Below are 26,888 nucleotides of genomic sequence, written 5' to 3'. Positions count from 1 at the left end.
TTAATATACTAATTTTTGCATGTTAATATTAGCAATCTTATATTTGGGCGCATAATTAAATGGCTCATTAACTAGTTAATGTTCTAATTTAGTGTGATTTTTATTAAAAACTAAGCTTTATGATATCTAGATCAATACAAATAATGATAGCTGAGGATGATCTGGATGATCGTCTTTTGATTGAAGATGCTTTCAAGGAAAACGGGATTAGTTTGTTAACAACGTCGTTTGCAGGAGATGGAGATGAACTTTTAACCTTGCTAAAAGACAGAGTTGAACTGCCAGACATCATAATGCTGGACTTAAATATGCCGAAAAAAGATGGTCGTGAGGCGTTGAAAGAAATAAGAGCCAATAACCTGCTAAAACATATACCTATTATCATTTTTACTACGTCTAATGCTGAAGAAGACATCAGACTGGCGTACCAGGAAGGCGGCAATACCTATATCACCAAACCCAGTTTATTTTCAGAGTTAGTGGATACGGTAGGCATTATTAAGAGGTATTGGTTTGAAAAAGCAGCTTTAGTCCATTAGATCAGTGATCCTGGATCATATTAAGACTTATACCGCGGGGTTTCATGAAAGCCTGGAGGTAAAATTGGGTGCAGTACTTTTCAAGCCAAATCTATTACCTTCAGAATATCATCAACTAATCGCAAAATTTTACTATGCTTACAGCCAATTAGAACATTCTATTAATGCTGTTCAGGAAATAAGGCTTTTACTAAATGACAGGACCAAGATCCCGCTGCTAAAAAAAGACTTAAGCTATATGGAAAGCATAACCGGTATGAAATTATCCGATAGTGACTTGTATGAATTAGCTGCTGCTGAAAACTATGGGATTGCTCTGGGAATGTTGTATGTGATGGAAGGAGCAACGTTAGGTGGAAAATACATTGTCGGCGGGTTGCGTAAATTAGATTGGATGGTATGGGAAGAATGTCTGAATTTTTTTAATAGTTACGGAGATCAACGTGGGGTTATGTGGAAAAAATTTACCAACTATGTAATGCAATACGCTGAAGATAACCCCCGCGAACACCAGCAAATATTAAAAGGGGCCCGTGTTGCTTTCGGTTATATGAATATAGTTTTTGACTGATGGTATGGGTAAATTCAATGTAACTCTGGATAATTGTTCGGAAGAGCCGATCCACATTCCCGGGAGCATACAACCGCACGGGATTCTTATAGCTTTAGATCCGTCACACTATTCGATCAGCCGTGTTAGTGCGAACGTTCAAAATATCACCAATCTTTTGCCGGGCGATTTACCCGGTCGCCCGATTGCTGAGTTGTTGGGAGAGATTTTCACCGAAGAATTAATGGCAGTACATAGTGGAAGATCTTTCATTCAGAGTAATCCGTTGCGTGTGGTAATTAATGAAACACAACCTTATAATGTCATTGTAAGTGAAAACGAACAATTCATCATCCTGGATCTGGAAGCCGCGAGTGAAGAAAAACTACTTTTTGCCAACTTCGATAATAAAATAAAAACCTTTATCGCTGACCTGGTCCATGTTCAATCCGAGCAGGATATTTTCAATGAATCAGTAAGGGAAATTCAACGGCTCACTGGCTTTGATAGGGTAATGATGTACCGGTTCGACGAGGAATACAATGGTGAGGTGGTAGCCGAATGTAAAATACCAAGGCTCAATTCATTTTTGCGTCAACACTTTCCGGAGTCGGATATTCCAGCCCAGGCTCGGGCTCTATATCTGAAGAGTCCTATCCGGATCATAGCCGATGTGAATGCGGTACCAAGTCCGATTATTCCGGATACCAATGCACTGGACTTGAGTACCAGTACCTTAAGAAGTGTATCACCTATACATATACAGTACCTGAAAAATATGGGCGTAGGTGCTTCTATGTCTGTCAGTATTGTAGTGGAAGGTCATCTGTGGGGGTTAATAGCATGCCATCACTATAGTCCGCATATGGTTCCTTTCAAAATCAGGGAGGCAGCAACATTTATGGGGCAAATGATCTCCTACCTGATCACCATGAGAAGACGCAGTGACCTTGGAAAGGTAGAAGGCGAACTGCAAACACTCAACGCGGTCCTGGTGGAAAGAATGGCAAATGAGTTGGATTTTGAAGAAGGGTTGAAGAAGGAGATCTCCACACTTTTAAAAATGGTCAGAGCCGAAGGGCTGGCGTGGAATCTAACCGGAAAACTGGAACAATTTGGCAAAACCCCTACTGAGGCGCAAACACGAATGATCATTCAGTGGTTGAAAAACAAAACTGCAAATGCCTCTGAATACCATACCCATCGTTTACCAAAAGAGGATCAAAAATTTGAAGTGTTTGGTGAGGTGGCCAGTGGTATTTTGGCCCTGCCCTTATTGTTGGCAGAAGATTTAATACTCATCTGGTTCAGGCCGGAAGTGATAGAAACCAAAAACTGGGGAGGTAAACCTGAAAAGATAATTGAGTTTACGGATGACGGCAGCCACAGACTGATGCCCAGAAGCTCCTTTGCGCTATGGAAAGAGAATGTATACCATCAATCTCTTAAATGGGAACATGTAGAGATCTCCACAGCGCTTAAGTTCAGAAACTCTCTGATGAACTACGTGTTGGCCAAGTCGGAGCGATTAAAGACCATCAACCGGCAACTGGAAGAGATGGTATCATTACGTACAGCTGAACTCAGCAGCGAAGTGAAAACCCGGCTTCAAGCTGAAAAAAGACTAAAAAAAGTGCTAATAGAAGTGCAGCGTTCCAATGCTGAACTTGAGCAGTTCGCCTATGTAGCCTCTCACGATTTGCAGGAGCCTCTTCGGAAAATCCAGTCATTCGGTGAAAGACTTCAGCATATTAATAAGAGCCTGGATGATCGCTCTATCGATTATATTACCCGTATGATGAATGCGGCCAACCGTATGCAGGTCCTGATCCAAAATTTATTGAGTTTTTCTCGAATTACCACGAAAGCCCAACCATTTGTGACTATTGATCTGGATAAAATGCTCCGGGACGTGGTTCAGGATTTACAAGTACTTTTTGAACAGAAAAATGGATCTATCAGTATAGAAACACTAAATCATATTTCCGGAGATGAAAACCAAATACAACGCGTATTTTTAAACCTGCTCCAAAATGCGCTTAAATTTTCGTCGCCTGAAAGACGCCCTGAAATAAAGATTTGGAGTGAGTCAAAAAAAGACGTAGTGCACATAATAGTGAAAGACAATGGAATAGGCTTTGACCCACAGTATTCGAAAAAAATATTTAGTTTATTTGAACGATTGCACGGCAGAAGCGACTACGAAGGTACAGGGCTGGGACTGGCCATTTGTCGTAAAATAATAGAGCGGCATGGAGGTAAAATATGGGCAGAATCAATTCCCGGAGAGGGAACATCATTCACGATAGAACTACCAGTAAAAATAAAGACTTCCCACTAAACTTCTTCCATTTATGATGATCTATGATTTTAAAGGATCTTGATATCCAAAGGCATAATTGTATTCTCACCGGACACAATCTCAACGTCCTGATTTTAGCGCTTAACAGATTCAGTCCGGAACTTTAGGAGTCAATGCAACAGATCATTTTTATATACAAAGATAAGCGATAAGAAAACCAGAAAGTAAATTCCGGTTACCACAGCGAAACCATTTGTAAGGCTCCCTACCCAATTACCGATCAGGAAGGCACTTAATACAGACGCGAAGAGCAGGAAGAAAAGGAATGAAGAACCTATAATGGTCAATAATTTTAAACGTACCTCATAATGTTTAATTTCTTCTTTCAGCTCACTTTTGGCATGATCTAAACCTTTGTCAATAATTTTGACAGGAAGTGCGGCCCACGCCAGAGTCCTTACCAGTGGCTTAATCCAATTCATGATGCAGTTTTATTCATGGTTTCCTTTGCCTGTTTCGTTAGCGCTGCTCCCTCGTTTATTAATCCTTCTGCCAAAGCTTCAGCTTCATCAAGTATGCGCTTGCGTAATTGTGCACCTTCTTCGGGCGCTATTAACAGGCTCAACGAATATCCAATAGCCGCTCCGGCTACAAATCCGGTAATACATTTAAGCGTATCATTCATAGTTTAATGGTTTACAGTCTTTTTTTTATTAAACGTTTAAAGTTTCTTACGAGTAAGTAAGATATAGCTAGCATGGCCAAAGTAGCTGTACCTATATCGATGAGTAGAGTGATCATAATTTTAAATGTTTTGAGTGAACTCCCTTAACTTATGTAGGAAGGGTATTTTTTTTGTCATTTTAAAGTCATAGTCATCTCAATGCTATCATCAGCCTAAAACTGTTTGACTTTAGCTATTGAACTACTTCACACCATACGAATACAATGCCAGTAACTCGAATATGGGCAGAAACATCCTTTAAACACTACTATATCGGCCAAACTACCTAACATTAGACTCTTACCGGGTGGCGCTTGGTAAAACTGCCTTGTAGCCAGCTACACATATTGTAGAAAAACTTCTACACTCCATTAGTGTTGTAAATCTGTCTGCATTACCAATTTTTGATTTTAAATAATTGATTGTCAGTAATTTATAAATTATAGAATCTGTGATTTGAGTTTTGGAATGACTTTTCCTAAAAGAAGAGTACATATAATGAAGTTTTAAACTCTAAAAAATAATACAATGGAAAACAATGGTTTAAAAATAATAGGAAGTTTATTATTAGGAACAGCCGTTGGTGCTGTCGTAGGTCTTTTAACAGCGCCTGAAAGCGGGAAAAAAACACGGAAAAAGCTGGATGGAGAAACCCAAAAATTTTTGAGCAATATTAATCAGGCCGTAGGTGATTCGCTTCAAACGTTGAAATCATCTTATCAGGATGTAGTAAGCGAAGTAGCTTCTAATGCCAAGAAACACATTAGTCAGGGAGAAAAAAAGGTTCCTTAAACTGGAATCTTGTTTATCACTTATAAAAAAATCGAAAATATAAAACTTTAAAACATGAGCAACTTACAAATAAAAGGAAACTGGAACGAAGTTAAAGGTAAACTGAAGCAAAAATATGGGGATCTCACGGACGACGATCTAACCTACGCAGAAGGCAAATCTGACGAACTTCTTGGAAGATTACAGAAGAAAACAGGTAAAACAAAAGAGGAATTGAAAAGCGAAATAGAGAACCTATAATAGAAATAACATGCAATCCCAGGTTATAGCGCCCACTACAACCTGGGTTTAATCTTTATGCCCATGGAATTAGATTTGGACAGGCCGATACAAAAAATTCTTGATAAGCTGGAAAATTGGTTGGATGCATTAGTGACCATGCTACCTAATATGATGGTCTCTTTGATATTGATGATCCTATTTTTTGTAGTGGCCAAATTGTCCTCACGCTTATTAACCAGGATATTCGATAGAGCTTCTGATAACATAGCTTTAAAAAATCTATTTTCTACCATCATATATTATTCTGTACTTGGAATAGGTTTTTTCATCATACTTGGTATTCTTCAATTGGATAAAGCCGTTACTTCGTTGCTCGCAGGGGTAGGAGTAGTCGGTTTAGCCCTTGGTTTTGCTTTTCAGGATATCGCTGCCAATTTCGTTTCAGGTATTATCCTGGCTTTTCGCAGACCTTTCCATATTGGAGATATTGTGGAAGTAAAAGATATCATGGGAAAAGTCACACGTACTAACCTGCGGGTTACCGTGATCGAGACTTTCCAGGGACAGGAGGTATACTTTCCTAACAAGGACGTACTGCAAAGTCCGATCTACAATTACACTATTTTAGGAAAGCGTCGTATCGACCTGGCCGTAGGCGTGTCCTATGGAGATGATCTCGAGGCGGTTGAAACTCTGGTGAGGGATACGATTCTGGGTATAGAGGGTGTTATCGATCAAGACAAACTCATCTTTGATTACGAAGAGTTCGGATCAAGTTCTATCAATCTGAACATAAGATTTTGGATCGAATATCCTGATCAACCCGGTTATTTTAATATGAAAACGAAAGCCATCAAGGCCATCAAGAAAGCTTTTGATGACAATGATATTACTATTCCATTCCCGATTCGTACACTGGACTTTGGAATAAAGGGAGGACAGAGCCTATCTGCCATGGAGCTGGCTGTACATCAAAATGGAAGTGGTCAAAAAGATAATGAGGGACAAACTGAAGGTAAGGCAGAAGCTTAATATCAACCCAATGAAAAAGAGAGAAATTCAACTCATATACAATAGCGATGATGAAACAGATCGTGCATCTTATGCTACAGCCAAAGCATTGCCTAATTACATAATCAATGAGCTCGATCTCAAACATAATACGCTCACAGAAAAGCAACTGAAAGAACTGGCGGAAAGCGCCGGGAAGAGTGTTTCTGAATTATTTGATACAAAGTCAGAAGACTATTCCGATCAGTTTAAATCGCTTTCTGAACAGGATCAATTATTAATGCTTCATAAAAATATAAAATTGCTAAAAACACCGATCGTCCGGGAAAAAGGCGGAGCTACTTTCATACTCACATCGTCATTTAATTTATACCCGGTAGACCTGGATGTGGAGGTTCAAGACAAAAGCATAACTGGATAGACTAACATTATGAAAACGACAAACAGATTATTTTTTGCGGCTTTCCTAGGGATGGCAGCGATAACTTTCTTTCAATGTGATGGAAATACTAAGCGTTCCGCAGAGGCGGAGATAAATGAAGTAAAACAGGAATGGAAAGAAGAAAAGGCAGAATTCAAAAAAAACTGGAATAACACTGTCAACGATATCGACCGTCAAATCGAGAAGGTGGAAAGCAAAGTTGAAAACGCTTCTGAAGATGCTTCTGAAAAGTGGAATGAAACATTGGGCGAATTAAGAAACAAAAGGGCGGCTTTAAAAAAGGATATAGACGAATTGGAAAACACTACGGAAGACAATTGGTCGGACTTCAAAAAGGATGCTGAGAAACGTTTTGAGAATTTGAAAAGTGACATCAAAAAAATTGGTGATGATATAGAAAAAGCTGTAGAAGGCTAAACTGTTATACCCACCTGATAATGAAAGAAAGACCCTGAAAATGGGTCTTTCATGTTTTACACAACTTTGCCGCTATGTTGAACGATTTGAATGAGGCCTTTGTACAATTTTGGGAATCTGTTATTGCTCAGACACCTTCCATAACCATTGGTGTTTTGTTATTGGTAACCTTCATCTTCCTCGGGTCTCTTTTAAGATCAGTCACAAAAAGGCGCTTGCTCAAAAATATCAGCGATCAATTGCTGATCAATTTTATCGGCAGGATCGTATTCCTGATCATGCTGGTCATTGGTATAGTCGTTTTTCTAAATCAGGTAGGACTGGGTAAAACTGCCGGTGGTTTATTGGCCGGGGCCGGAGTCTCTGCGCTGATTCTTGGTTTTGCATTTAAGGATATAGGAGAAAATTTTTTGGCGGGTTTCTTTCTTGCGTTCAGCCGTCCCTTCGGTATCGGAGATGTTGTGGAGGTAGAAGGGCTGAAAGGTGTGGTGAAGGCGTTAAGTTTCCGCAATACACATATACGGACCTTTGACGGCAAAGACATTTTTATCCCTAACTCCATGTTGATCAAAAATCCGTTGATCAACTATACAAGAGATGGTTTGCTCAGGCATGATTTTGTGGTTGGCATTGATTATGGAGACGATGTGACCCAAGCCGGAGCAGTGATCATGGAAGCCCTGGAAGAGGAACAACGCATTGAACACAAAGGAGAACTGTCCCCCTTCATTCAGCTGGATGAGTTCAGTACCAGCACGATCAATATCCGTATTTTCTATTGGGTCAATTCCTATGATTTTACCGGGTCTATTGCACTATTAAAGACGGCTGTGATGAATAATGTAGTTACTAAGTTGATCAAAAACAATTTCAGCTTACCCGCAGATATTGTCGAGTTTAAAATGTATCAGGAAGGACAGCCTATTCCCTTGACCCTTAGCTCTGACCCCTCTAAAACAAAGCCGTAAACACTATGCGCTCATGACATGCCCCCAGCGCCTTACTTTTTTTAACGACGACAATCCGGGCTGGACAAGAAGAAGATGGGGCCGGGGGTTCCGATACCTTGATGTCAATGCCGTACCTCTCAAAGATCCGGGTTCCCTGGACAGAATAAAAGCGCTCGTTATTCCCCCTGCCTGGCATAACGTCTGGATCAGCCCACTGGAAAACGGCCACTTGCAGTGTACAGGAAAAGACCTGAAGAACAGAAAACAATACATTTACCATCCGGACTGGACAGCACTTCGCCAAAGTGCTAAATTTGATAAGCTCAAAGACTTTGGAGAACGACTACCAAAAATAAGGAAAGCTTATCATGCCGGCTTGCAGGAAAAAAAATGGACCCGGCATAAAGTCATTTCTCTTATTCTTTACCTGCTTGACAATTATTATTTTAGGATAGGAAATAAACAGTATTCAGAAAGCAATCAAACCTACGGGCTTACCACCCTCAGAAGAAAACACCTGATCGTTGATGACGACACATTTTCTTTGGCTTACACGGCAAAAAGCGGGAAACTTCGCCGGGTCAAAATAGGTGATGCCAAAGCGGCTAAACTCATCCGGGAAATATCCGAATTACCAGGATATGAAATATTTCGATATAAAAATGGTTCCGGAAACTATGTGAACATGGATTCTTCAGACGTCAATGAATACCTGCACACTTTTGCAGGAGATAAATTCAGCGCTAAAGATTTCCGCACCTGGGGTGCCTCCAAGTTGGCCCTGGAAGAGTATGAGCCTACCATTCAGGCCGTTAAAGGGAATAGCAGGTTGAAGTTTGAGACCACTTTAGTAAAGCGTGTCGCGAAGCAAATGGGAAATACCGTAAGCGTTTGCCGCAAATACTACATACATCCGGAGATACTACAATACCTGACTGAAAACCAGCCTGTCACCCTAGCCAACTTATTTATCGAGCAGGCGCAAGAGAAGGTCAACGGCTTATCACAGATAGAAAACATTATGCTAACCATCATCAGACCATGAAAACAGGACTAACCCCATTGATACGTTTGTACAAAGTGCTTATTTCCAATATTGCCTTCATTCCCACCATTATGGGGGTGTCTGCCCTTTTTCTGGCCGTGGGTATGTTGTTCATCGAAACGCATAATTATACGCATTGGTTTGATGATACCATTGCGTTCGCCTTGGTCAAGGGGCCGGAAAACGCCCGGATGGTACTTACCACCATAGTAGGAGGTATTTTATCCTTAACCGTATTCAGTTTTTCCATGGTGATGGTGGTGCTTAACCGTGCTACGGCCTCATTATCTCCACGTGTGCTTCCGCAATTAATAGCCCAGAAATCACACCAGTTTGTATTGGGTTGTTACATGGGTACAATCGTATACTCGTTGATCTTAATGATCAATATAGATAATGGGTCGGGAGTACCTTCGTTTGGGATTTTAGTATCAATGCTTGCAGCTATTTGGTCACTTGGGCTCTTTATTTATTTCATACACGCTATCTCTCAGTCCATTCAGGTGGGTAACATTCTAAAAGGAATCTATAAGGAGACCAGGTCATGTATAGAAAAAATTAAAACAGATTACAAAACTGAAGCCGCTGATGAGCAAATTCAATGGCGTAGCTGCTTTGTTGCAAGAGACCCCGGTTTTTACCAGTTCAACATAACACAGGAACTTTTAACGTATTTGGAAAAGCATTCTGTAAAACTTAGAATATGTATTTGGCCGGAACAGTTTGTTTTAAAAGGAAGTACTCTTCTGCAATGGGATCTTGAAAACGGATCTGTGGACAATAGTATTTTTAAGAATTGTCTGCAGTACACCGAACGTCCGCCGGACACCGATAATTACAGTGCCGGAATGGAAAAAGCGAGTGAAATCGCTGTAAAAGCGCTGAGCCCGGGAATTAATGATCCGGGAACTGCGGTTCGCGCCATACGGGTATTAACAATACTTTTTGCTCACTTGCTGCCTTACAATAACTTATACGTGGAAAAGTATAAAAAGGGGAAAGTACTTGTTTTCCATACGATGCCCTCCTTAGATCAGCTATTAAATACCTGCATTTCACCTATCCATCACTTTTCCGATGGATTGCCTATGATCATTGATAGTCTCTTTGACTTCTATGATACTTTACTTCAGGATGCGGAAGGAAATGACAGAACCATATTACTACGACATTTCAATGCACTGTTAGAAAAGAATGGTCATGAACAACATACCAGGTTAGATGTAGAAAATATTGCAAAGCGCGTCGAAGTAATTATGCTTGGTAAAACTGTCCATACAAATTGATTCTCAACAGACTGCTGGTTATAACGATTAACCGGGATTAATTGATCTGCTTTCCGGAAGTATTGAATTCAACATCTTTGTTTTTTCCTTTCTTTTTGAACTCTACATCATAAAATACCCCCTTTTTGTTATGATGGACCCATTCTATTTCTGCAATGTCATCCTTATCATATTTTTTTTCAACACTTGCCTTTACTTTTTTAGGGAGGTCTTTCCAGGAGATGCTTTTTTCTGTTTCTATCCAATTACCGTTTAGATCAAAATCTGCCCTGTACTTTTCGTCATTCTGTTCGAATTGAACTTCAATGTTGTTATGATCATCTTTCTCCCAATGAATTGATTCTGCTTGCGGGTACTTCTTTTTAAAAAGATGTTGGACTTTATCCCGGGCCTTATCAGATTGGCCGGATACTGCTAAAGAGTGACCCATACAGCATAAGACTAATATGAAATAAGAGAATATGGTCGATGTGTTTTTTGAGATTATCATAAGCGTAAGATTAGTTTAATACTAGAATCCCAAAAATCTCACCAAATCGGGTGAAGGTGACTGGTGCGATATAGGGTGTTTTGTAGATACTACAATTGTGGAGGTTGTAGAGATTATTACTCAATACCCTGAGCGGCATGGGTCTTTCAAAGTCATACCTCTTTCCTTTTCCGGGGTGGAACAATTTTTGGCAAAGGTTAATCATTTGACACTCATTAAATGCAATACCATAATTATTACGTCATGAATCACCGTTTACATACTTGTTTATTCTTTATCATTTTTGTTTTATTTCAGTCCTGTGCCACTAACCCCGTTACCGGTAAGCGGGATTTTATGTTGATGTCAGAATCGCAGGAAAAGGAGATGGGTAAAGCGTCGGACCCGGATATTATTGCCTATTTTGGACTATATGATGATCCTGATTTGCAGCGTTTTATTACTGACAAAGGCAAAGAAATGGCAAGCATTTCACACCGTCCTGAGCTGGGCTATGAGTTTAAAATTGTCGATTCTCCTGTGATCAATGCTTTTGCGGTGCCTGGCGGATATGTTTACTTCACCAGGGGCATCATGGCTCATTTTAATAATGAAGCTGAATTTGCAGGAGTTTTAGGACACGAGATAGGACACATTACCGCAAGACATTCGGCCAAGCAATATAGCCGGTCAATGGTCACACAGGTGGGGCTGACCTTAGGGTCCGTACTGTCACCACGGTTCGCACAATTTTCAGAACTGGCACAATCAGGAACAGGTATTTTATCGCTTAAATTTGGAAGGGACGCTGAGCGTCAATCCGATAAGCTGGGGGTATCTTATTCCACTACCATTGGATATGACGCCCATGAAATGGCAGATTTTTTCAAGACCCTTCAGCGTATGTCAGAAAACAGCGGACAGGCAGTCCCCAATTTCTTATCTACTCACCCTCAACCCGGAGAGCGTTATGCAACAGTCCACAGGCTGGCATCAAAACGCCAGAGCAGTAAAGCCGGGCCATACCTGGTTAACAGAGATAAATACCTGGAAAGAATAAATGGACTGGTATACGGCGAAGACCCCCGGCAGGGTTTCGTGGAAGGAGAAAAGTTTTATCATCCTGAACTCAAATTCGTTTTTGACATACCCGAAGGTTGGCAGTTGCAAAATACTCCACAACAGGTCCAAATGGCGCCGGATGACGGATCTTCGTTGGCTATTTTTACATTGTCAAATCAACAGACCCTTTCCAGGGCGGCTGAACAAGTATTGACCAATTATAATTTTGAGAGTTTAAAACAAAGCAATACTACTATCAATGGCATGCCTGCTATAAAGATCGATGTGCAACAGGTTCAGGAACAACAAACCATAAAAGGTATCATTCATTTGGTAAGCTTTGATTCACGTATTTATATGTTTCTGGGCATTACATCTGCAAGTGATTTTGCCCAAAACCGTACAGTATTGAATGTAGCCGCAAATAGTTTTCAACGTCTGACGGACCGTTCGAAACTCAGAAGACAACCGGAACGGATAAAGATACAAACGGTGTCCGGTACGCGCTTATTGCAACAGCAGTTGGCCAACTACGGAATTAAGAAAAGTCGCTATCAAGAACTGGCCATTTTAAATGGTATGGAATTAAATGATAATGTAGTAAAAGGTACAAAGATCAAACTTGTGCAATAGAAGGTTAAGTAGCCAAAGAAATAGCCACTCAGACTTATAACATCATTGATTTTTGTTGAGTAAATTCTTTAATTCAAATAGGTTTGATACTACTGCCTAAACGTGTGGTTATGAGAAACCAGATCTGTAGCAGGTGGGGTGGGTAGTTGCAACGCTTTTAAAACCTTATCGACATGATCATGACACTGATGTATTTCCAGGCCGTATTCATGACCGTTTAATACACTGCCTATAATAAATACTTCGGGCAAATTAGTTTCCATCGAATCCTGGTCTATTTGTGGCTTTTCTTCTTTACCCTGCAGTGTTATGCCTATTTTTTTGAAGAAGTCCATATTGGCCCGATGGCCAATTCTTAACAGTATAAAGTTTGCAAATAATTTCTTTTCGCCATAGGTCGTCTTTAGCCAGACTTCATGGTTGATTGTTTTTACTAAATGCGATCCGGGAATGAACCGGATCAATTTTTTCGATATCAACCTGTGGATTTCGACCAGTACCTCAGGTTTGATTTTGTGCTCATCAAAGGATTTTTGTCTATAACTTATTGTTACGGAAGCTCCTATTCTAAAACATTGCAGGGCGGCCTTTAAGGCGGCATTTCCACCTCCCACGATCAGTACCTTTGTTTTGAAATATTGATGAATGTTATCCGCGTCATATCGAATGTAGTCGGATTGTATTCCCGGGATATCGATGGTGTTTGGAGAATATACGTTACCCGTAGCCAGGATTATTTTCTTTACTGTGTAGTCACGAATCGATCGGTCCGTTTTTATTTCATAGCCGGTTTCTGACTTTTTTACCGCTAAAACACGCTCATAGGTATTCACATGTAGTGCACATAGTTCTACCACCTGTCGCAGGTAAGCGAGGTAGGTGTCTTTGGTCAAAAGTTGCTGGTCCGGCAAATGCAAAGGGATACCTCCAATTGTTACTTGTTCGGGGGAATTATGAGAAAATGCATCTTGCGGCCATTGATTAATGGTATGCCCCAATTGAAAGGCTTCAAAATGGATGTAAGAAACACGGCTGGACTTAAGAGATATGGCCATTTCAAGGCCAATAGGTCCGGCCCCTATAATGGCTACTTCAAAGTTTTTATTCATATGTTCAACTTCCTTTTTCAAAATTCATGCCTATGGATGCTGCGCTGAAAACAAGGATTTAAATTGAAGTAATCTTGTGTGTAACACTTTGCTGTAGAAAGGACTAAGGAGAATATTCTACTTTTTGGGGAATTGATTGGACAAGGAATAGTGTACAACAAATAGCATCAAACGGATGGGCCATTGGCATAGTTTTGAATATGTTCTGTTAAAAGAAAATACAAAATGACCATGAATGAAGAGGTAATGGATGCCTTACATAGTATTTTGAAGCAAACCAATAATGCTACCCGAGATTACCACAAGGCAGCAGAAGCCGTTGGGTCACTGTCACTGAAAATCTTCCTGGAGGATCAGATTGTCCAACGATCTGAGTTTATGAGTACATTGGCTCGTCAAATCGAAGATTCGGGAATAAGGTCTATTCATGAGGGTAAAGTACACAGTACTTGGATGGACATGAACACGGCTATTTCATTAGGCAGTGAAGCAGCTATTATCCGGGAATGCATTCGGGGTGAAAAAGCCGCCCGGGATGAATATGAAAAATTGTTGAAGTGTGATCTGTCAGAGACAGGTGATGCAAAAAAACTACTGACCGATCAACTGATCAGGGGACGTCAGGTCATCAATAGATTGGAAGTAATGCAAACCATCAAATAAAGTATCAACAACACCGCCATGTATTAGAAAGAATTACTTTCCGGTTAATAATTCCTATTTATTAGTTCAATCGCGTTAGATTTTTCCCGCTCTTCCAAAATGCTGAGCGTATAAAAAGAACGGGCTATTTATGATGAGGTTAGGACATGATATTTGATATTGAATGGATTAATCTCCCGGCGCTAATTTCGAATATCTGTTGGAGAAAGGTTTATAACCATAATAGACATGCACCGAATCTATAAAGTCATAGTTGGGCTGCTCCGGCCAGTTATCATGATCAAATCCCGGCGCTTTTTCGAGTTGGGCTTTGCTGATATCCAGTATTATGCCTTCATCCGGATCGTCAACATCGAAATTGAAGGCTTCCACCGGTATGGCAAATAGCTTTGCTCCAAAGCCCAATATACCACCGAAAGATAAAGCAGCATAAGCTACCGTCCCGCTTCTCCAGTCGATCATGAGTTCTTTAATTTCTCCAATATGTTCACCTGCTGAGTTTTTGACAGGAGTACCTTCTATGGAAGTTGCTGATAATAATCTGGGTGTCATAGTTAATTGGTTTAATTACAGTTTTATCACTATTGTCTCAAAAACCCGACCATATGAGCTGCGATTCATTTTAGCACTTACTGGCAAATTTTTGTAGAGATATATCCACAAGGCATGTCGTACTATTTTATACAACTTATGTTTTATTCTCCCCAGCGTGCACGATACCCGCGGCTGTCTATATGAATAAAACCTGTATGACGGCTATTAGCTCTATATAAACCCAAGCCGCCTATGAAAGGTTTAAACCACGGGTGCCGGTATAGCTCATCGACCCGGTTGTATAGGTACAGTACGTCTTTTTTGTCTTTTTCCCCATCCGCGTTCAGGTCATCCATTTGTGCATCATTATTTTCATCAATATAGATATCGTAGGCGTCTCCGAATATGTGTCGGCTGTTTTTAACATTTCCAATAGATCGATTATAAAAAGGCGTTCGGTAGCCGCTGATGAATCGAAATTTACTAAATCTTAATCCACTGCTGTTTAAATAGCTTTGTACCATTTCCAGTTTCAAGATGCCGCGTTCTTTCAGGACAATGTATTTAGGATAATCACTCTGCTGTTTACACAAGAAATCTTTGAGGGTATAATGAGGCGAGATATGTGTTTGCTCATTTGCCCTTGTCACTTCAATAAATCCTTTAGGAAGGGTATATAACTCGTTGGTGGATTTAGGATAACTTCCAATACGAAATCCATTTAGCTTTCCTTCCGTGACTTGTTCAAAAGGCACCATGACAATACAGTTTAATAACATGGAGTCCTGATCATTACTTTCTTTTATGACGATGGGATATATGCCTTTTTCTTCAGGTGCGGTCCACTGCCAAACGTTTTTCGAAACAGTTCTTTTAGTACCAAATTTGGTTACCAGGTGGTACGTTTCGTCTTTATCTTCAAAGAGGGTTTCGATTTTCATTTGCTCGCCGGGTGTGAGAAATACTCCAGTAATTCGGTGCGGGGTCACTTCGTCTTTGAATTTTACCAAGAAGCCTGCATCCATATCTTGTCCTCTCAAATATGACAGGAGAGGAGCAGAGCATAACAAGATCAAAATAAGTGATTTCATCATGGTGTTATTTCAAGGCGATCGTATTTATCTCGGTCATTTGTGCTCTATCGTGTCCGTATATGTCATCCCTGAAATTGATCAGTCCAAATTCATCCACAAAAGAGGTGAGATAAGTGAGCTGAACGTGATAGTTCTTTTTGAAATAGACACGTTCCGGTTCGTCTTTATGCATGGCAGCCAGTATTTTATTAATATCCCATGACTTCTGGTCGCGTAACAGGTATTGTGCCAGTAATGCCGGTTCTTCCAAACGAATACAGCCATGGCTCAATGCTCTTTCTGTTCGTTCAAACAAATGATCCGTAGGAGTATCATGCAGGTAAATACTGTGATTATTAGGCATAATAAATTTAACCAGGCCTAATGCGTTGCCAGGTCCCGGTTGTTGTACTACATTAAAAGGGAAGTGGTCGATGGAGTACTGGGACCAGTCTACCAAACTGGGTTCAATTTCCTGATCTGTGTGCCAGCCTTTGTAAAACTTGTAATTTTTACCGGAATAGTAGCTGGAGTCTCGTTGGAGACGTGGTAGCATTTCCTCTGACTTAATACTGTGAGGAACCGTCCAGGTAGGACTGAATACGAGATATCGGAGTGTGTCACAGAAAACCGGGGTGGAGGTGTATTCTTTGCCAACGATCACCCCCATAACCAGGGATAATTTAGACTTCTGGTAAGCCCTTAATTTATATTCCGGAATATTTACCAGTAGGTACTCCCGTCCATAATTTTTGGGTAACCATCTCAACCTTTCAAGGTTTAACTCGATCATTTTGATTTTATCACTTACGGAGATGTTTAAGGCATTTAGCGTGGACCGTCCGATTCTTCCGTCTACTTCTAATCCATGGCGTTGCTGGAACCGTTTCACGGCGCGGGCCAATTGCTCATCATAAAATAATGAATCTGTTGAAACAGATCTGTTTACAGGGTCTGTGATTAATAAACGACGACGGATCGCCGGTATTGACGGATAGGAGCCGCCAGGCTCAATTACTTTAGCATTTTATAGGGTATGCCGGGCCATCCTCCCCGTTTCTCTATCTTTCTGTAAAAGGACAGGTAAGCAACCATTTGTTTGTATTCGGTTCGTTTAGGGAGCAAACGGTTAAAGTACCGGGTTGAAGTGGAGGGCTTATTGACGGTGGATAACCATTTCGCCAGGTCAATTGGTTTTCGATCCGAAAACCAATGCCCGTTTAGCTTATCCGGGCTAATACGACCGTTCACTATATGATAGTTGAAAAGCAAATAGTTGGCAGTAATATCCAGGTCCAATTGAATTAATTCTGCTACCGATGCATCCAGGAATGATAAGGACTCTACACGTTCAAGAAGTGTGGAAAAGTAGTAATCTTCTTTGTCCATTCCGTGCGATTCGGCCATGTTCCATTGTCTTATCAGTTCATTGAATACAGGCTTCGGCCCTCGGTCATGTATCCAGAGCGGTTTATATTTTCTAAAGCTGTACAAGCGTTTCAAATCGTTATAGATCTGTTCATAGAGTTCTGACCCGGGCCTGCCAGGCACAAACAGTGCAGCCGTTAACCGGGTGGCATGGGGGTGAACGAAAAACAATTTTACCTTTCTCGGTTTTATGACCTGTGGAGATATATGCTTTATAGCAACTGTATCCGTAATGGAAGTCAATTTGGACTGCACACTTCCCGAAGAAGCGCATGAGGCTGCTATAATAACAACAAACGGCAATAGCCTGAAATAAAAACTTTTCATGGTTAATATGTGGGGTTTAGTTTCCTTAAGAAAATAAAGTACCAATGATAAATGAAGGATAATACAGTGATTTGCCTTAATGATCTACGTCGCCACGTAGAAAAAAATACTCAACTTGTAGTGTTATTTTCCATAACATTCTATCCTGTTTCGTGATGGCATGGATAGGTTATACTTTCACATACCTGTCTCTTATAGTAGAAAAAAAAACAGGCTATGGCACGATTTTAACATTACCTACATTATTAAATTAGGTACTATGAATGAAGAATTAAGGATCCAATTGGTCATGTCCAAAATGGGTATGATCACCTACCTGGCGGATGATGGCAGTCTTACCATGGGTGTAGCCATGATACAATCCGTATCGGCTTCAGAGATCAGGTTATTTACTTATCTGGAAAATGTTATAGCGAGTGAGTTAGAGCGGAGACCTAACCTCGTTCTTACCGTACAAGATACAGAACAGGAACTTTTTCTGGCGGTTTCCGGGGAAGCATCAGTGGAAGAAGATGATGAGCTGGCTGCTAAACTCTGGAATGAAAACAACGGAAACTGGTTCGAGACCAAAGAGACGGACAAACACGTATTCCTAATTAACCTTGCTGTTACGAACATTTATCGTTGGCCGTCTGACTGATATTATAAGATAGCTAAACGCTATATTTTCTGGAATACCTGGCTGTTAAGTTCTTTTTGATCGGCCAGCAGATTACTTTGATGCTCATGGATGAGGACACGTAAGTCTTTTGAGCAGCTATTATTGCGACTAACAATGGTGTATTGCTTCGCGATGGTTGAATCCATTATACTGAAATGATGTATTGTCTCTTCACCTTCTCGTTTATTGAAAAAAGCGTGACGAGGTGTATTTTCTATGATCTTACATACCGGAATACTTTCTTGTGAAAGTGTCTGTTCAATTTCCCGGGCCAGAAGTTTTCGGCGCGTAGAAAGGTTAGTAAAAGTAGTGATGAGTTTTGGGTTCGACATATGTACGCTCCATTCTTTGTAAGAATAAGCGGAGGTGTAAAGCAAGTCCAGCAACTTATTTACCTGTCGGTTAAATTGTGACATATCGTAGATCCTTAACATTTCAGAATTATTAGGCGGCTGAGTGTATTAGGGCGTGTCGAACTTCGAGCTGGATAGAAGTGGGCAGTAGTGATAGAATACCCACCTCTTTCTCTAAGGTTTCCAGCACAAGTAATGTGCACTGCAAGGCGTCAATTTCAGTAAGCAAAATGCTGTTGGTTTTCAGGGCGTCTTTCTCTTTTACTTTCCTGACCATTTCATCAAGGTGTTTGATATCCTCATTGGCACCTTTATAAGGCCAGGCGGACAGGTAAATGATCAACAAGTCTGAGGGTAGGGTGTACGTGAGCGTGTATGCGTCTTTTTCAGGGAGCATATCTCTAAGAACGTGCATTACGCGTCCGATGGCTTTCCGTGTATCTTCTCTTTGACCATGGCCCATGGCCTGTTGGATACGATTAATGTGATCAACTTTGGTAATTTGATGGGTATTCATAGGATTAAGGGTTAGCTCAAAAAGTATATGCTCAAATTGTGCCAATTGAATGGATTTGAAATGATCATTGAAATTTGAGCATAAGAGCAGTTTTTTTAGAATCGTTACCTATCAATAAGTTATGAATTGTGGAATTAACACCACTTTGCGTGGAACTTTGGCACAGTAACTCAACGTTAGTTATTGAAGGTGCCCGAGACGGTCAGTTATAAAATTATCATGCGCAACTTAAAACGAAAGCAACAGGAAATAGTGCCGTAAAAATGTCAACTTCTGTAATGATCAAATTATTTTCTAGGTACCTGCTGAATACGTTAAAGCGGGTAAGAAAATAATAGAATTTGATGTATTAAGTAATAGGACAAATGAAGGAAAAACCCGGGTGAAGGTATAATATAAAAATGAGCGGTCTTTTCCAGCGAAAAAGACCGCTCATTTTTTATTTCTAAACAGTTGTTATTTTCAGTTAATCTACGTCAGAAGTATGTTTGCGTGCTTTATTAAATTTCTCAGCAAGTAATATCTTTTGATCATCCGTGAGTACTTTTCCCGCCATTTGAAAGATCCCATGTTCCTCTTCATCCAAATGGTGTTCGACTTCTTTTTTTAATTTTTTCGCGAGTGTCAGCCATTGTGGAGAACTCATGTCGGTTTTATCCAATTCTGCCAGTATTTCATCAATTTCATGATGTTCCGCAATACCATGTCTTGCCTTGTCCTGAGTCAGGTCACTTTTGATCAGTGGTGCGTAAAAAAACTTTTCTTCAGCGTCAGCATGATCTTTCAATGCAAATTTCAGCGTATTGAACAGTTCTTTTCGTTCTTCAGTATCCCCATGAGTTTTCACTAAGAAATTGACTAACGTGCGTTGCTTCTCATGATCTTCTCTTATAGCCTCGAATATATTCATGTGATTTTTTTTTCAGTAGGGTATGATTTTAATATAGCCAGGGACTTTTTCCGGACCCCTGGCCAGTATCTGGTTCTTATTCTTTAACCTCTATTTTTGCGGTTTCGGTAAAGTCGTCATCCGCTGCATCCTTGAAACGTTTATCGTTCCAATAATCCCGGAATTCCAAGTCTTCAGATGCGATGTCACTTAAGCGCTGGTTTCTGTTCATGGCATACTCTAATCCATACACCATTGCTTCAATATCACCCACCCGGGCTGCGGCAACGGCTGTCAGATAATGCCCCAGAGCATATTCCGAATTATTTTCAGAAAAAGTTTGAAAGTCTTTTAATGCGCCTTTGTTATCGTTGGTCATCAATTTAGCCAAGCCTCTGTTGTATTCTATATTCTCAACTTTAGAGGCTTTACTGAAATGTTCACTCGCCTTTTTGTAATTCCCCATTCTGGCGTGGTAAACACCCAGATTATAGTTTACACCGTCGCTGTCCTGATATCGGGCGGATTTATCAAGATATTCTTTGGCTTTGGCGTACTCACCTACGGTCAAGTAGTGTGCGCCTAAGTTGTTAAGCGCTACAAAGTTTTCCGTATCGTTGTGATATGCTTTCATTAGAAGCACTTCAGCATCAGCCAGGTCCTCTTTTATTTTAAACTTCAATTTTTCACCGTTTTTTATATCTTCTTCTTTGTATTTGTACTTGTATTTTAACTTACCTTCATCCAGGTCAACTTCCTCGTCAATGTCTACCATGTCGCGATCAAAACCTATCCCTACGAGTGCATCGTCACCACCTACCACATCGAATCGATGCATGTCTACAGCAGTTAATGCTCCCAGGTTACTGTAGGCCCTTACATCAGCCGGATAAGTCTTATAAAAACTACTTAGTAAGGTCAACTTACCGGCTTTGGCTTTCGTTCGTTGTGAAGCCTGTAACATTTCTTCCTGCGTGTAGATGTCCCGCATAGCCGATAAGGTCAGGTCACCTTTTGAGAACTTTGAATTAATGGAGTCTATTTCATATGGAGAATATCCTGAACGACTGGCATATTTATCGGACACAACAACAGTGGTTCGTCTTAGGGGCATGAGGTATTTTTCAGCATTTTCCGCACCACCTAAAGCGGCCAGTACAGCTTTTTCCTTATCGGCAGCTGAAAGATCAGAATTTAAGGCGTCCATAACAGCCTCTTGTTTTTCCGGGCTTAAGTCAGATTGAGTTAATACATATTCAAATCCTTTCCAGTCTTCTTGCTCACTTGTTACTTTTATGTTATCGGCATTGAAGTAGGGACTATAGCCTTTTTTATCCAGTTCTTCCACTAACCAGGTTTTCACGGCCTGAGCCCGGGCTCCTGCTAATTCTTTATTTCTTGCCATGGTACCTTCCGGAGAAGCAAACCCTTTGATCTTTATGCTGGAGGTAGGGTATTTTTTTATGTATCTACCGATTTCATTAACAGCCTCAGTTGATTCTGTGGAAGAAAATTTGGCTACATCAAGCGGGAAATTAATTTGAGCTACTACCTTTAATGGTACCTGAACAGCGGGACGGTAATCAAATTGCATGAGTTCATATTGTCCGTTTAAAGAAAACAGCGTTCCGGTAGTGATACAACATTCGGCCAGATCGTCCATGTCCCTGAATTCCACATTTTTACGACCATTTTTATACTCATATTCATGTTCAATTTCCAGGTCGTTTCCTATCATATCTTCATCAAAAGGTGCACTGGAGTTGATAGTGATAGCAATACCATTAACGGCTGCATTGTTTAATTCGGAAGATGGGATTCGAATGGGTTCAAACTTATGATCCCCCAACTCAGGCATGATCACATAGGTTCCCTCTTTCTTGAATACTTTATGTTTTGGTACAGTTATCTGTGCCTCAAATTTTATGCTATCGCCATAGACTCTTAAAGGTTTTGAGTCTAGTTTTGCGGACGGATTTTGTGCTATTCCAGGTAAGCTGATAAAGCATAACCCTCCGCATAGAAGTGATAATATTTTCCGTATCATACTATTATGGGTTTAATTTCAATTCTTTTTGCTTTTTAGGGCAACAACTATTCCGAAGCCCTAAAACCACCCTAACCCGTCCTTGAGGTTGAATTGCGGTTATTATTATCAACATTTTGTGGAAATATGGCCTCAATCAATCTCATTGATAAATGGCAACTTTTTACGAGAGGTTAGTGGTGATCCTGATGATATAGATATACTTGGTGGTAAGGTATTTACAGGTCTGATGATGGGAAGAGTGTGGGGCTAAATGATGCCTTATACGTTTTTATTTTGGATTGAATGTTTAGATAACTAGCTACTAAACTTAACTTTATAGTCAGTGATACTAGCCGAAAGTAATGTAATTATTAGTAATACTAATAATGTGTATATTTATTAGTAATCTTATATTTGCCTTTTCTGACAATCTCAAAAAGAACCAGTATTAGATATTATGGCAAAAAGTATATATGCGGTGAAACAAGTTGTGGCCATAGGGGCATCAGCCGGCGGACTTGAACCCTTGCAATCGATACTGAAAGAGCTTCCTGATTCACTTCGTAACACTACCATCATTATTGCACAGCATACCAGTCCTAACTATGAGAGTATGTTGGTCAGTCTGTTAAAAAAAACTACCCGGCTGAATGTAATGGAGGCAAAACACGGGCTAGCCATAGAACCTAATTTCATTTATACCTGCCCGGCTGATACGGACGTACAATTGATAGGTGGAAAGTTCAAATTTTCAAAACCAAGCCTGATAGGACCAAAACCAAGTGTCGATAAACTCTTTCACTCTTTAGCCAAAGCTTATAAAAGCAGTGTGATAGGTGTTATCATTTCGGGTACAGGGCATGATGGCACACAGGGAATTTCGGAAATAAAAAAATATGGAGGCTTTACCATAGCCCAGGACCCGGAAACGGCTAATTACTCCGGTATGCCTGACTCAGCTATTTTATCAGACCTGGTCGATCTTGTGCTTAGTCCTGACCAAATAGGGCAAGAGATACCTAAGCTTCTGAATGATGATTATCGCAGCACTATTTTGAATGAGAACGAACTCAATAGTGCCTCACAGGACGAGGTCCAATCGGTCAGACGCATTTTAAATTTACTTCATCAGAAAACAGGAACAGACTTCAGCGGGTATAAAACTTCTACCATTCATCGCAGGTTGGAAAAACGTATTCACGATAAGCGGTATACCTCACTGGAAGACTATGCTTTGGAGGTGAAGGATAATCCGGAAGAGCTGGATCAATTGTTTTTATATCTTTTAATTGGAGTGACCCAGTTTTTCAGGAACCCTGACTCCATTGAAAACCTTACTGAAGTCCTTAAACAAAGTTTGAGCGAACACCCTTCAGATTTGAACTTTAGAGTGTGGGTCCCGGGGTGCGCTACCGGTGAGGAAGCTTATACCATTGCCATGGTCATTGATGACCTCATAAAGAATGGCTCCCCAAAACCACAACAAGTCCAGATTTTTGCCACAGATATTGACAAAACACCACTGAACAAAGCCAGAATTGGAAAATACACGGCAAATAGTGTGAAAAATATGCCGGAGTATTTTAAAAATACCTATTTCACCAAGCATAACGACGAATACATTGTATCCCAGGAAATAAAAAAATATATCCTGTTCTCAAAACATGATCTTACTTCTAACCCACCTTTCCTCAGGTTAAACATGGTAAGTTGTAGAAACCTGTTGATCTACTTTAAATCTGCCCTACAAAATCAAATTTTACCACTTTTTCACTATACACTAGAACCCAATGGCATACTTTTTTTAGGTAAATCAGAAACAGTCGGCAGGTTTAAAAATCTATATGAGACCGTGGATCTCAAGCATAAGATCTACCGGCGAAGACAAACGGATTCTTCTGTCTCACATATTCCCCTGCTGCAACCTATGGCGCGCTCTGGGAAGACCAAAACCAGTAAAAACCTCCTCAACCAGGTGATGACCGTCACTGATATGGTCAAGGAGACTTTTTATAATGGGTATGAGCATCCGTATATCGTTGTGGATGATGGGTTAAATATTGTCGAGATCAATAAGGATGTGAGCTTCTACCTCACTTTGCAACATGGCACGCCTAATTTCAATGCTATTAAATTGATCCATAAAGACTTGAGGTTGGACCTGCGAACGCTGGTTGGAATGGCTCATAATTCGCTGGCTATGGTAAAAGGTAATTACAGGAAGCTGGAGCGTGAAAATGAGGTCAGATACACGCGCCTTAAAGTGCAACCTACACTTTATTCAAAACCGAAATCGCCTTATTTTATTGTTTCCTTTGAAAATGCTGATCAAAACGATCATACACATCGTGATTCTATGGAGTCAGACAGCGCAAAGGACGCCGGACCTATTATTGCAGAACTGGAAGATGAGCTGGCTACTACCAAGGAGCATCTGAATACACTGGTGGAAGAATTGGAAACTTCCAACGAAGAACTACAGTCTCTCAATGAAGAGCTACAATCTTCAAATGAAGAATTACAAGCTTCAAATGAAGAGTTGGAGACTTCTAATGAAGAACTTCAGGCTACCAACGAGGAACTGAATGTGGCTTACAACGAGTTACGCTCAGCTACACATAAAATCGAGGAACAAAGTGTAGTACTTAAAAAATCTCAAAATAATTTTAAAAGCTTATTAGACAATACACAACAGGCTTTTATTCTCATTAATCGAGATTATAACGTGCTGTTATTCAATAATTATGCTTTTGGTTTATACAAAGAGTTATTCAATGTCAGGTTAACGGAGGGGGTTATCTATATTGATATTCTCCCAAGTGAATATTTGCAGAAATTTCATAAAAGATTTCAAGAGGCATTAAAAGGTAAGCAGACTTCCTTTGAACAGGAAGTCATTGATAATAAAGGGCAGCAACGGTACCTGGCGTTCAATTACACGCCGGTGGAGAGCGATAATAACAAGTTCATTGAGAACGTATCATTGAGTTTTATCGATATTACCGATAAAAAAAGGTACGAAATAGCGTTAAAGCAAGCTTACGATCAGGCGGAAGATCAGAGCAAGCTTTGGAAAAAAGTGTTTGATGATTCCCCTGAACTGATCGCTATATTTTCCGGTGAGGACTTTAAGATCTCATATGCAAATAAAAGCTTCAAGAACTTGTTCCCCAAGAGGGAACTTTCAGGCAGGCAATTGGCAAAAGTACTCCCGGAGGTGGAAGAACAGGGGTTCCTGGACTTAATGCTCAAAGTGCGAACCACCGGAAAGGGAATAACCCGGAAAGAAGTAGCTGCGGTCATAGATTATAAAGGGAATGGAGAGGTTGAGACGCGGTATTTCAACTTCACCTACAGAAGTATAATAGAAAAAGACCAACCGTTTAAAAGTATTATATCCCATGCAGTAGATGTGACGAATCAGGTTGAAAAGAGATTTAAAGTAGAAGAAGAAGAGCAATTTTTGAGACTGATCTCCGAGACACTTCCGCAGCATGTATGGGTATTGTTGCCCCAACGTGAAATTGAATTTATGAATGATTCGGGACTGAAGTTTTATGGGCTTGAGGCCGTGAAAAAATTAGGTTTTATTGAGGAAAGTGTACACCCTGAAGAAAAAAATGACTTCAGGAAAAGGATGGCTTTGGCGCTGTCAGAAGGGAAAAGAGTAAGAGGCGAATATCGATTTAAAAATTGGGATGGGGAGTATTGCTGGCATATGCTCCATGCACTTCCAATGCGTGATGACCAGGATGTCTTTTCAAAACTTGTGGTTTCATGCACCGATATAAATGAACAAAAGATATCTCAGAAAAATAAAGATGATTTCATGGGAGTGGCTAGTCATGAGTTGAAAACGCCACTCACCAGTGTAAAGGCGTATACACAGCTTTTGCAGGAACATTTGGAAAATTCAGGTGATGACCTTGCCTCCAATTACCTGGAAAAAACGAATAATAGTGTTCGGAAATTAGAGAAGTTTGTTTCTGATCTGCTGGATATCTCCAGGATACAGAGGGGTAAGCTTACCCTGGAAAAAACACAGATGTCAATAACAGCACTCATTAAAAATGTGGTGGACAACCTGCAGGTTACATCAAAGTCTCATAAGATCAATACTGAAATTGGCAGGCAAAATGTATTTGTTCACGCTGACCAGGCACGGGTTGAGCAGGTACTGGTAAATTTGATCAACAATGCCATCAAATATTCTCCTGAGTCGAAGGAGGTGATTATTTCATTAAAAAAGAAAATGGATTATGTCGAGATCTCTGTTCAGGACTTTGGTATTGGTATTCCTGAGACTGATTTAGACAATGTATTCGATCGATTTTACAGGGTTTCGGAACATCAGAATAAAATATCCGGACTGGGCATAGGCTTGAATATTTCCAAAGAAATTGTTCATCTTCATCATGGAAAGGTATGGGTGGAAAGCAAGCTGAAAGAAGGATCTATTTTCTATTTTACACTACCATTAAACCACACAACGGATGAAGAAAATACTGCTATGTGACGATGATGGTGATATCACTACATTGATGCAGATCATCATCTCGGCCATGAAGATCAGCTTTTCATCTTCCAATAGAATAACAGACATTACAGGTCTTGTGTTAATGGAAAAACCGGATTTAATCCTCATGGATCTGTGGATACCGGATATAGGTGGAAAAGAAGCTGTGAGAGAGCTAAAGGCGAATGAGCAGACCACTCAGATACCAGTCTTGTTGTTTTCCGCAACCGATAAATTAGAAGAAATATGTGCGGAAGTCGGAGCCGACGGATGTATCAAAAAACCGTTTGATGTAAAAGATTTTAAATTGCGGGTCAAAGAGTATTTGTGAAGTACCGTTTATTA

28 protein-coding genes are annotated in these 26,888 nt (G+C 40.3%); 16 read left to right on the top strand and 12 right to left on the bottom strand.

Features of this window, described 5'->3' with window-relative positions; translation table 11 throughout:
* The first annotated feature begins 119 nt into the window (after nucleotides 1–119).
* From FNH22_RS05645 to FNH22_RS05635, 3 genes are read left to right on the top strand one after another with little or no spacing between them, the layout of a single operon-like run.
* Nucleotides 120–539: a response regulator gene (locus FNH22_RS05645; RefSeq protein ID WP_143397370.1), complete on the top strand. Its 420-nt coding sequence runs from the start codon at nucleotides 120–122 to the stop codon at nucleotides 537–539.
* Nucleotides 540–543: 4 nt separating this feature from the next.
* Entirely contained in the window at nucleotides 544–1,110 is a 567-nt protein-coding gene (locus tag FNH22_RS05640) for a biliverdin-producing heme oxygenase (RefSeq protein ID WP_185154089.1), read from the top strand.
* A gap of 4 nt (nucleotides 1,111–1,114) precedes the next feature.
* The gene (locus tag FNH22_RS05635) at nucleotides 1,115–3,430 is read left to right on the top strand and encodes an ATP-binding protein (RefSeq protein ID WP_143397368.1); all 2,316 of its coding nucleotides are present in this window, start codon (nucleotides 1,115–1,117) and stop codon (nucleotides 3,428–3,430) included.
* A gap of 131 nt (nucleotides 3,431–3,561) precedes the next feature.
* Here the strand turns inward: FNH22_RS05635 and FNH22_RS05630 are convergent, their stop codons facing one another.
* Together FNH22_RS05630 and FNH22_RS05625 are read right to left on the bottom strand one after the other, a co-directional pair.
* Nucleotides 3,562–3,873, bottom strand: coding sequence for a phage holin family protein (locus tag FNH22_RS05630; RefSeq protein WP_143397367.1), 312 nt, complete (start codon nucleotides 3,871–3,873; stop codon nucleotides 3,562–3,564).
* Complete coding sequence (locus FNH22_RS05625) at nucleotides 3,870–4,076, bottom strand: YtxH domain-containing protein (RefSeq protein WP_143397366.1); 207 nt, start codon at nucleotides 4,074–4,076, stop codon at nucleotides 3,870–3,872. Before FNH22_RS05625 ends, FNH22_RS05630 begins: the two co-directional genes overlap by 4 nt.
* A 567-nt stretch (nucleotides 4,077–4,643) precedes the next feature.
* Between FNH22_RS05625 and FNH22_RS05620 the strand changes: the two genes are divergently transcribed.
* From FNH22_RS05620 to FNH22_RS05585, 8 genes are all read left to right on the top strand, one after another.
* On the top strand, nucleotides 4,644–4,907 hold the full coding sequence (locus FNH22_RS05620) for a YtxH domain-containing protein (RefSeq protein ID WP_143397365.1): 264 nt from the start codon (nucleotides 4,644–4,646) through the stop codon (nucleotides 4,905–4,907).
* A gap of 54 nt (nucleotides 4,908–4,961) precedes the next feature.
* Nucleotides 4,962–5,147: a CsbD family protein gene (locus FNH22_RS05615; protein ID WP_143397364.1), complete on the top strand. Its 186-nt coding sequence runs from the start codon at nucleotides 4,962–4,964 to the stop codon at nucleotides 5,145–5,147.
* Between the two features lie 63 nt (nucleotides 5,148–5,210).
* Nucleotides 5,211–6,161, top strand: coding sequence for a mechanosensitive ion channel family protein (locus FNH22_RS05610; RefSeq protein WP_185154088.1), 951 nt, complete (start codon nucleotides 5,211–5,213; stop codon nucleotides 6,159–6,161).
* Between the two features lie 10 nt (nucleotides 6,162–6,171).
* Nucleotides 6,172–6,561 carry an arsenate reductase family protein gene (locus FNH22_RS05605; RefSeq protein WP_143397362.1) on the top strand — a complete coding sequence of 130 codons (390 nt, stop codon included), beginning with the start codon at nucleotides 6,172–6,174 and terminating at the stop codon, nucleotides 6,559–6,561.
* A gap of 9 nt (nucleotides 6,562–6,570) precedes the next feature.
* Nucleotides 6,571–6,999 carry a hypothetical protein gene (locus FNH22_RS05600; protein ID WP_143397361.1) on the top strand — a complete coding sequence of 143 codons (429 nt, stop codon included), beginning with the start codon at nucleotides 6,571–6,573 and terminating at the stop codon, nucleotides 6,997–6,999.
* 74 nt (nucleotides 7,000–7,073) lie between these two features.
* A complete protein-coding gene (locus tag FNH22_RS05595) occupies nucleotides 7,074–7,967 on the top strand; it encodes a mechanosensitive ion channel family protein (protein ID WP_143397360.1) in 894 nt (297 codons plus the stop codon).
* Nucleotides 7,968–7,980: 13 nt separating this feature from the next.
* Nucleotides 7,981–8,994, top strand: coding sequence for a DNA topoisomerase IB (locus FNH22_RS05590; RefSeq protein ID WP_143397359.1), 1,014 nt, complete (start codon nucleotides 7,981–7,983; stop codon nucleotides 8,992–8,994).
* Nucleotides 8,991–10,280 (top strand): DUF2254 domain-containing protein, encoded by a 1,290-nt coding sequence (locus tag FNH22_RS05585; RefSeq protein WP_143397358.1) that lies wholly within the window; start codon nucleotides 8,991–8,993, stop codon nucleotides 10,278–10,280. The genes FNH22_RS05590 and FNH22_RS05585 overlap by 4 nt, the downstream gene beginning before the upstream one ends.
* Before the next feature lie 37 nt (nucleotides 10,281–10,317).
* On the opposite strand, the gene FNH22_RS05580 is transcribed toward FNH22_RS05585, so the two are convergent.
* Complete coding sequence (locus tag FNH22_RS05580; protein WP_185154087.1) at nucleotides 10,318–10,710, bottom strand: PepSY-like domain-containing protein; 393 nt, start codon at nucleotides 10,708–10,710, stop codon at nucleotides 10,318–10,320.
* 303 nt (nucleotides 10,711–11,013) lie between these two features.
* Between FNH22_RS05580 and FNH22_RS05575 the strand changes: the two genes are divergently transcribed.
* Entirely contained in the window at nucleotides 11,014–12,444 is a 1,431-nt protein-coding gene (locus FNH22_RS05575) for a M48 family metalloprotease (RefSeq protein WP_185154086.1), read from the top strand.
* Between the two features lie 89 nt (nucleotides 12,445–12,533).
* Here FNH22_RS05575 and FNH22_RS05570 read toward each other — a convergent pair whose 3' ends face one another.
* A complete protein-coding gene (locus FNH22_RS05570) occupies nucleotides 12,534–13,553 on the bottom strand; it encodes an NAD(P)-binding domain-containing protein (RefSeq protein ID WP_143397356.1) in 1,020 nt (339 codons plus the stop codon).
* Between the two features lie 231 nt (nucleotides 13,554–13,784).
* Between FNH22_RS05570 and FNH22_RS05565 the strand changes: the two genes are divergently transcribed.
* Nucleotides 13,785–14,216 carry a DUF2383 domain-containing protein gene (locus FNH22_RS05565; protein WP_185154085.1) on the top strand — a complete coding sequence of 144 codons (432 nt, stop codon included), beginning with the start codon at nucleotides 13,785–13,787 and terminating at the stop codon, nucleotides 14,214–14,216.
* 168 nt (nucleotides 14,217–14,384) lie between these two features.
* Here FNH22_RS05565 and FNH22_RS05560 read toward each other — a convergent pair whose 3' ends face one another.
* From FNH22_RS05560 to FNH22_RS05545, 4 genes are all read right to left on the bottom strand, one after another.
* Complete coding sequence (locus FNH22_RS05560) at nucleotides 14,385–14,768, bottom strand: PRC-barrel domain-containing protein (protein ID WP_143397354.1); 384 nt, start codon at nucleotides 14,766–14,768, stop codon at nucleotides 14,385–14,387.
* A 143-nt stretch (nucleotides 14,769–14,911) separates the two neighbouring features.
* Complete coding sequence (locus FNH22_RS05555) at nucleotides 14,912–15,844, bottom strand: D-Ala-D-Ala carboxypeptidase family metallohydrolase (protein ID WP_143397353.1); 933 nt, start codon at nucleotides 15,842–15,844, stop codon at nucleotides 14,912–14,914.
* Nucleotides 15,845–15,848: 4 nt separating this feature from the next.
* Complete coding sequence (locus tag FNH22_RS05550) at nucleotides 15,849–16,784, bottom strand: murein L,D-transpeptidase (RefSeq protein ID WP_255518004.1); 936 nt, start codon at nucleotides 16,782–16,784, stop codon at nucleotides 15,849–15,851.
* A gap of 53 nt (nucleotides 16,785–16,837) precedes the next feature.
* Nucleotides 16,838–17,578 carry a hypothetical protein gene (locus FNH22_RS05545; protein WP_143397351.1) on the bottom strand — a complete coding sequence of 247 codons (741 nt, stop codon included), beginning with the start codon at nucleotides 17,576–17,578 and terminating at the stop codon, nucleotides 16,838–16,840.
* A gap of 259 nt (nucleotides 17,579–17,837) precedes the next feature.
* On the opposite strand from FNH22_RS05545, the gene FNH22_RS05540 reads away from it, so the two are divergent.
* The gene (locus FNH22_RS05540; RefSeq protein WP_185154084.1) at nucleotides 17,838–18,218 is read left to right on the top strand and encodes a pyridoxamine 5'-phosphate oxidase family protein; all 381 of its coding nucleotides are present in this window, start codon (nucleotides 17,838–17,840) and stop codon (nucleotides 18,216–18,218) included.
* Nucleotides 18,219–18,238: 20 nt separating this feature from the next.
* On the opposite strand, the gene FNH22_RS05535 is transcribed toward FNH22_RS05540, so the two are convergent.
* The 4 genes from FNH22_RS05535 to FNH22_RS05520 form a co-directional block, all read right to left on the bottom strand.
* Nucleotides 18,239–18,673 (bottom strand): hypothetical protein, encoded by a 435-nt coding sequence (locus tag FNH22_RS05535; RefSeq protein WP_143397349.1) that lies wholly within the window; start codon nucleotides 18,671–18,673, stop codon nucleotides 18,239–18,241.
* Nucleotides 18,674–18,683: 10 nt separating this feature from the next.
* Nucleotides 18,684–19,109 carry a DUF2267 domain-containing protein gene (locus FNH22_RS05530; protein ID WP_143397348.1) on the bottom strand — a complete coding sequence of 142 codons (426 nt, stop codon included), beginning with the start codon at nucleotides 19,107–19,109 and terminating at the stop codon, nucleotides 18,684–18,686.
* Between the two features lie 466 nt (nucleotides 19,110–19,575).
* Nucleotides 19,576–20,019: a hemerythrin domain-containing protein gene (locus FNH22_RS05525; RefSeq protein WP_143397347.1), complete on the bottom strand. Its 444-nt coding sequence runs from the start codon at nucleotides 20,017–20,019 to the stop codon at nucleotides 19,576–19,578.
* Nucleotides 20,020–20,095: 76 nt separating this feature from the next.
* Entirely contained in the window at nucleotides 20,096–22,045 is a 1,950-nt protein-coding gene (locus tag FNH22_RS05520) for an OmpA family protein (protein WP_143397346.1), read from the bottom strand.
* 439 nt (nucleotides 22,046–22,484) lie between these two features.
* Here FNH22_RS05520 and FNH22_RS05515 point away from each other — a divergent pair, with 439 nt between their 5' ends.
* Together FNH22_RS05515 and FNH22_RS05510 are read left to right on the top strand one after the other, a co-directional pair.
* Nucleotides 22,485–26,543, top strand: a complete 4,059-nt coding sequence (locus FNH22_RS05515) for a chemotaxis protein CheB (RefSeq protein WP_143397345.1) — start codon at nucleotides 22,485–22,487, stop codon at nucleotides 26,541–26,543.
* On the top strand, nucleotides 26,521–26,874 hold the full coding sequence (locus FNH22_RS05510; RefSeq protein WP_143397344.1) for a PleD family two-component system response regulator: 354 nt from the start codon (nucleotides 26,521–26,523) through the stop codon (nucleotides 26,872–26,874). The genes FNH22_RS05515 and FNH22_RS05510 overlap by 23 nt, the downstream gene beginning before the upstream one ends.
* Nucleotides 26,875–26,888: the final 14 nt, after the last annotated feature.

This window comes from Fulvivirga sp. M361 (genome assembly GCF_007097395.1).
Taxonomy (GTDB): domain Bacteria; phylum Bacteroidota; class Bacteroidia; order Cytophagales; family Cyclobacteriaceae; genus Fulvivirga.
This window is presented reverse-complemented; position numbering and strand designations above follow the sequence as displayed.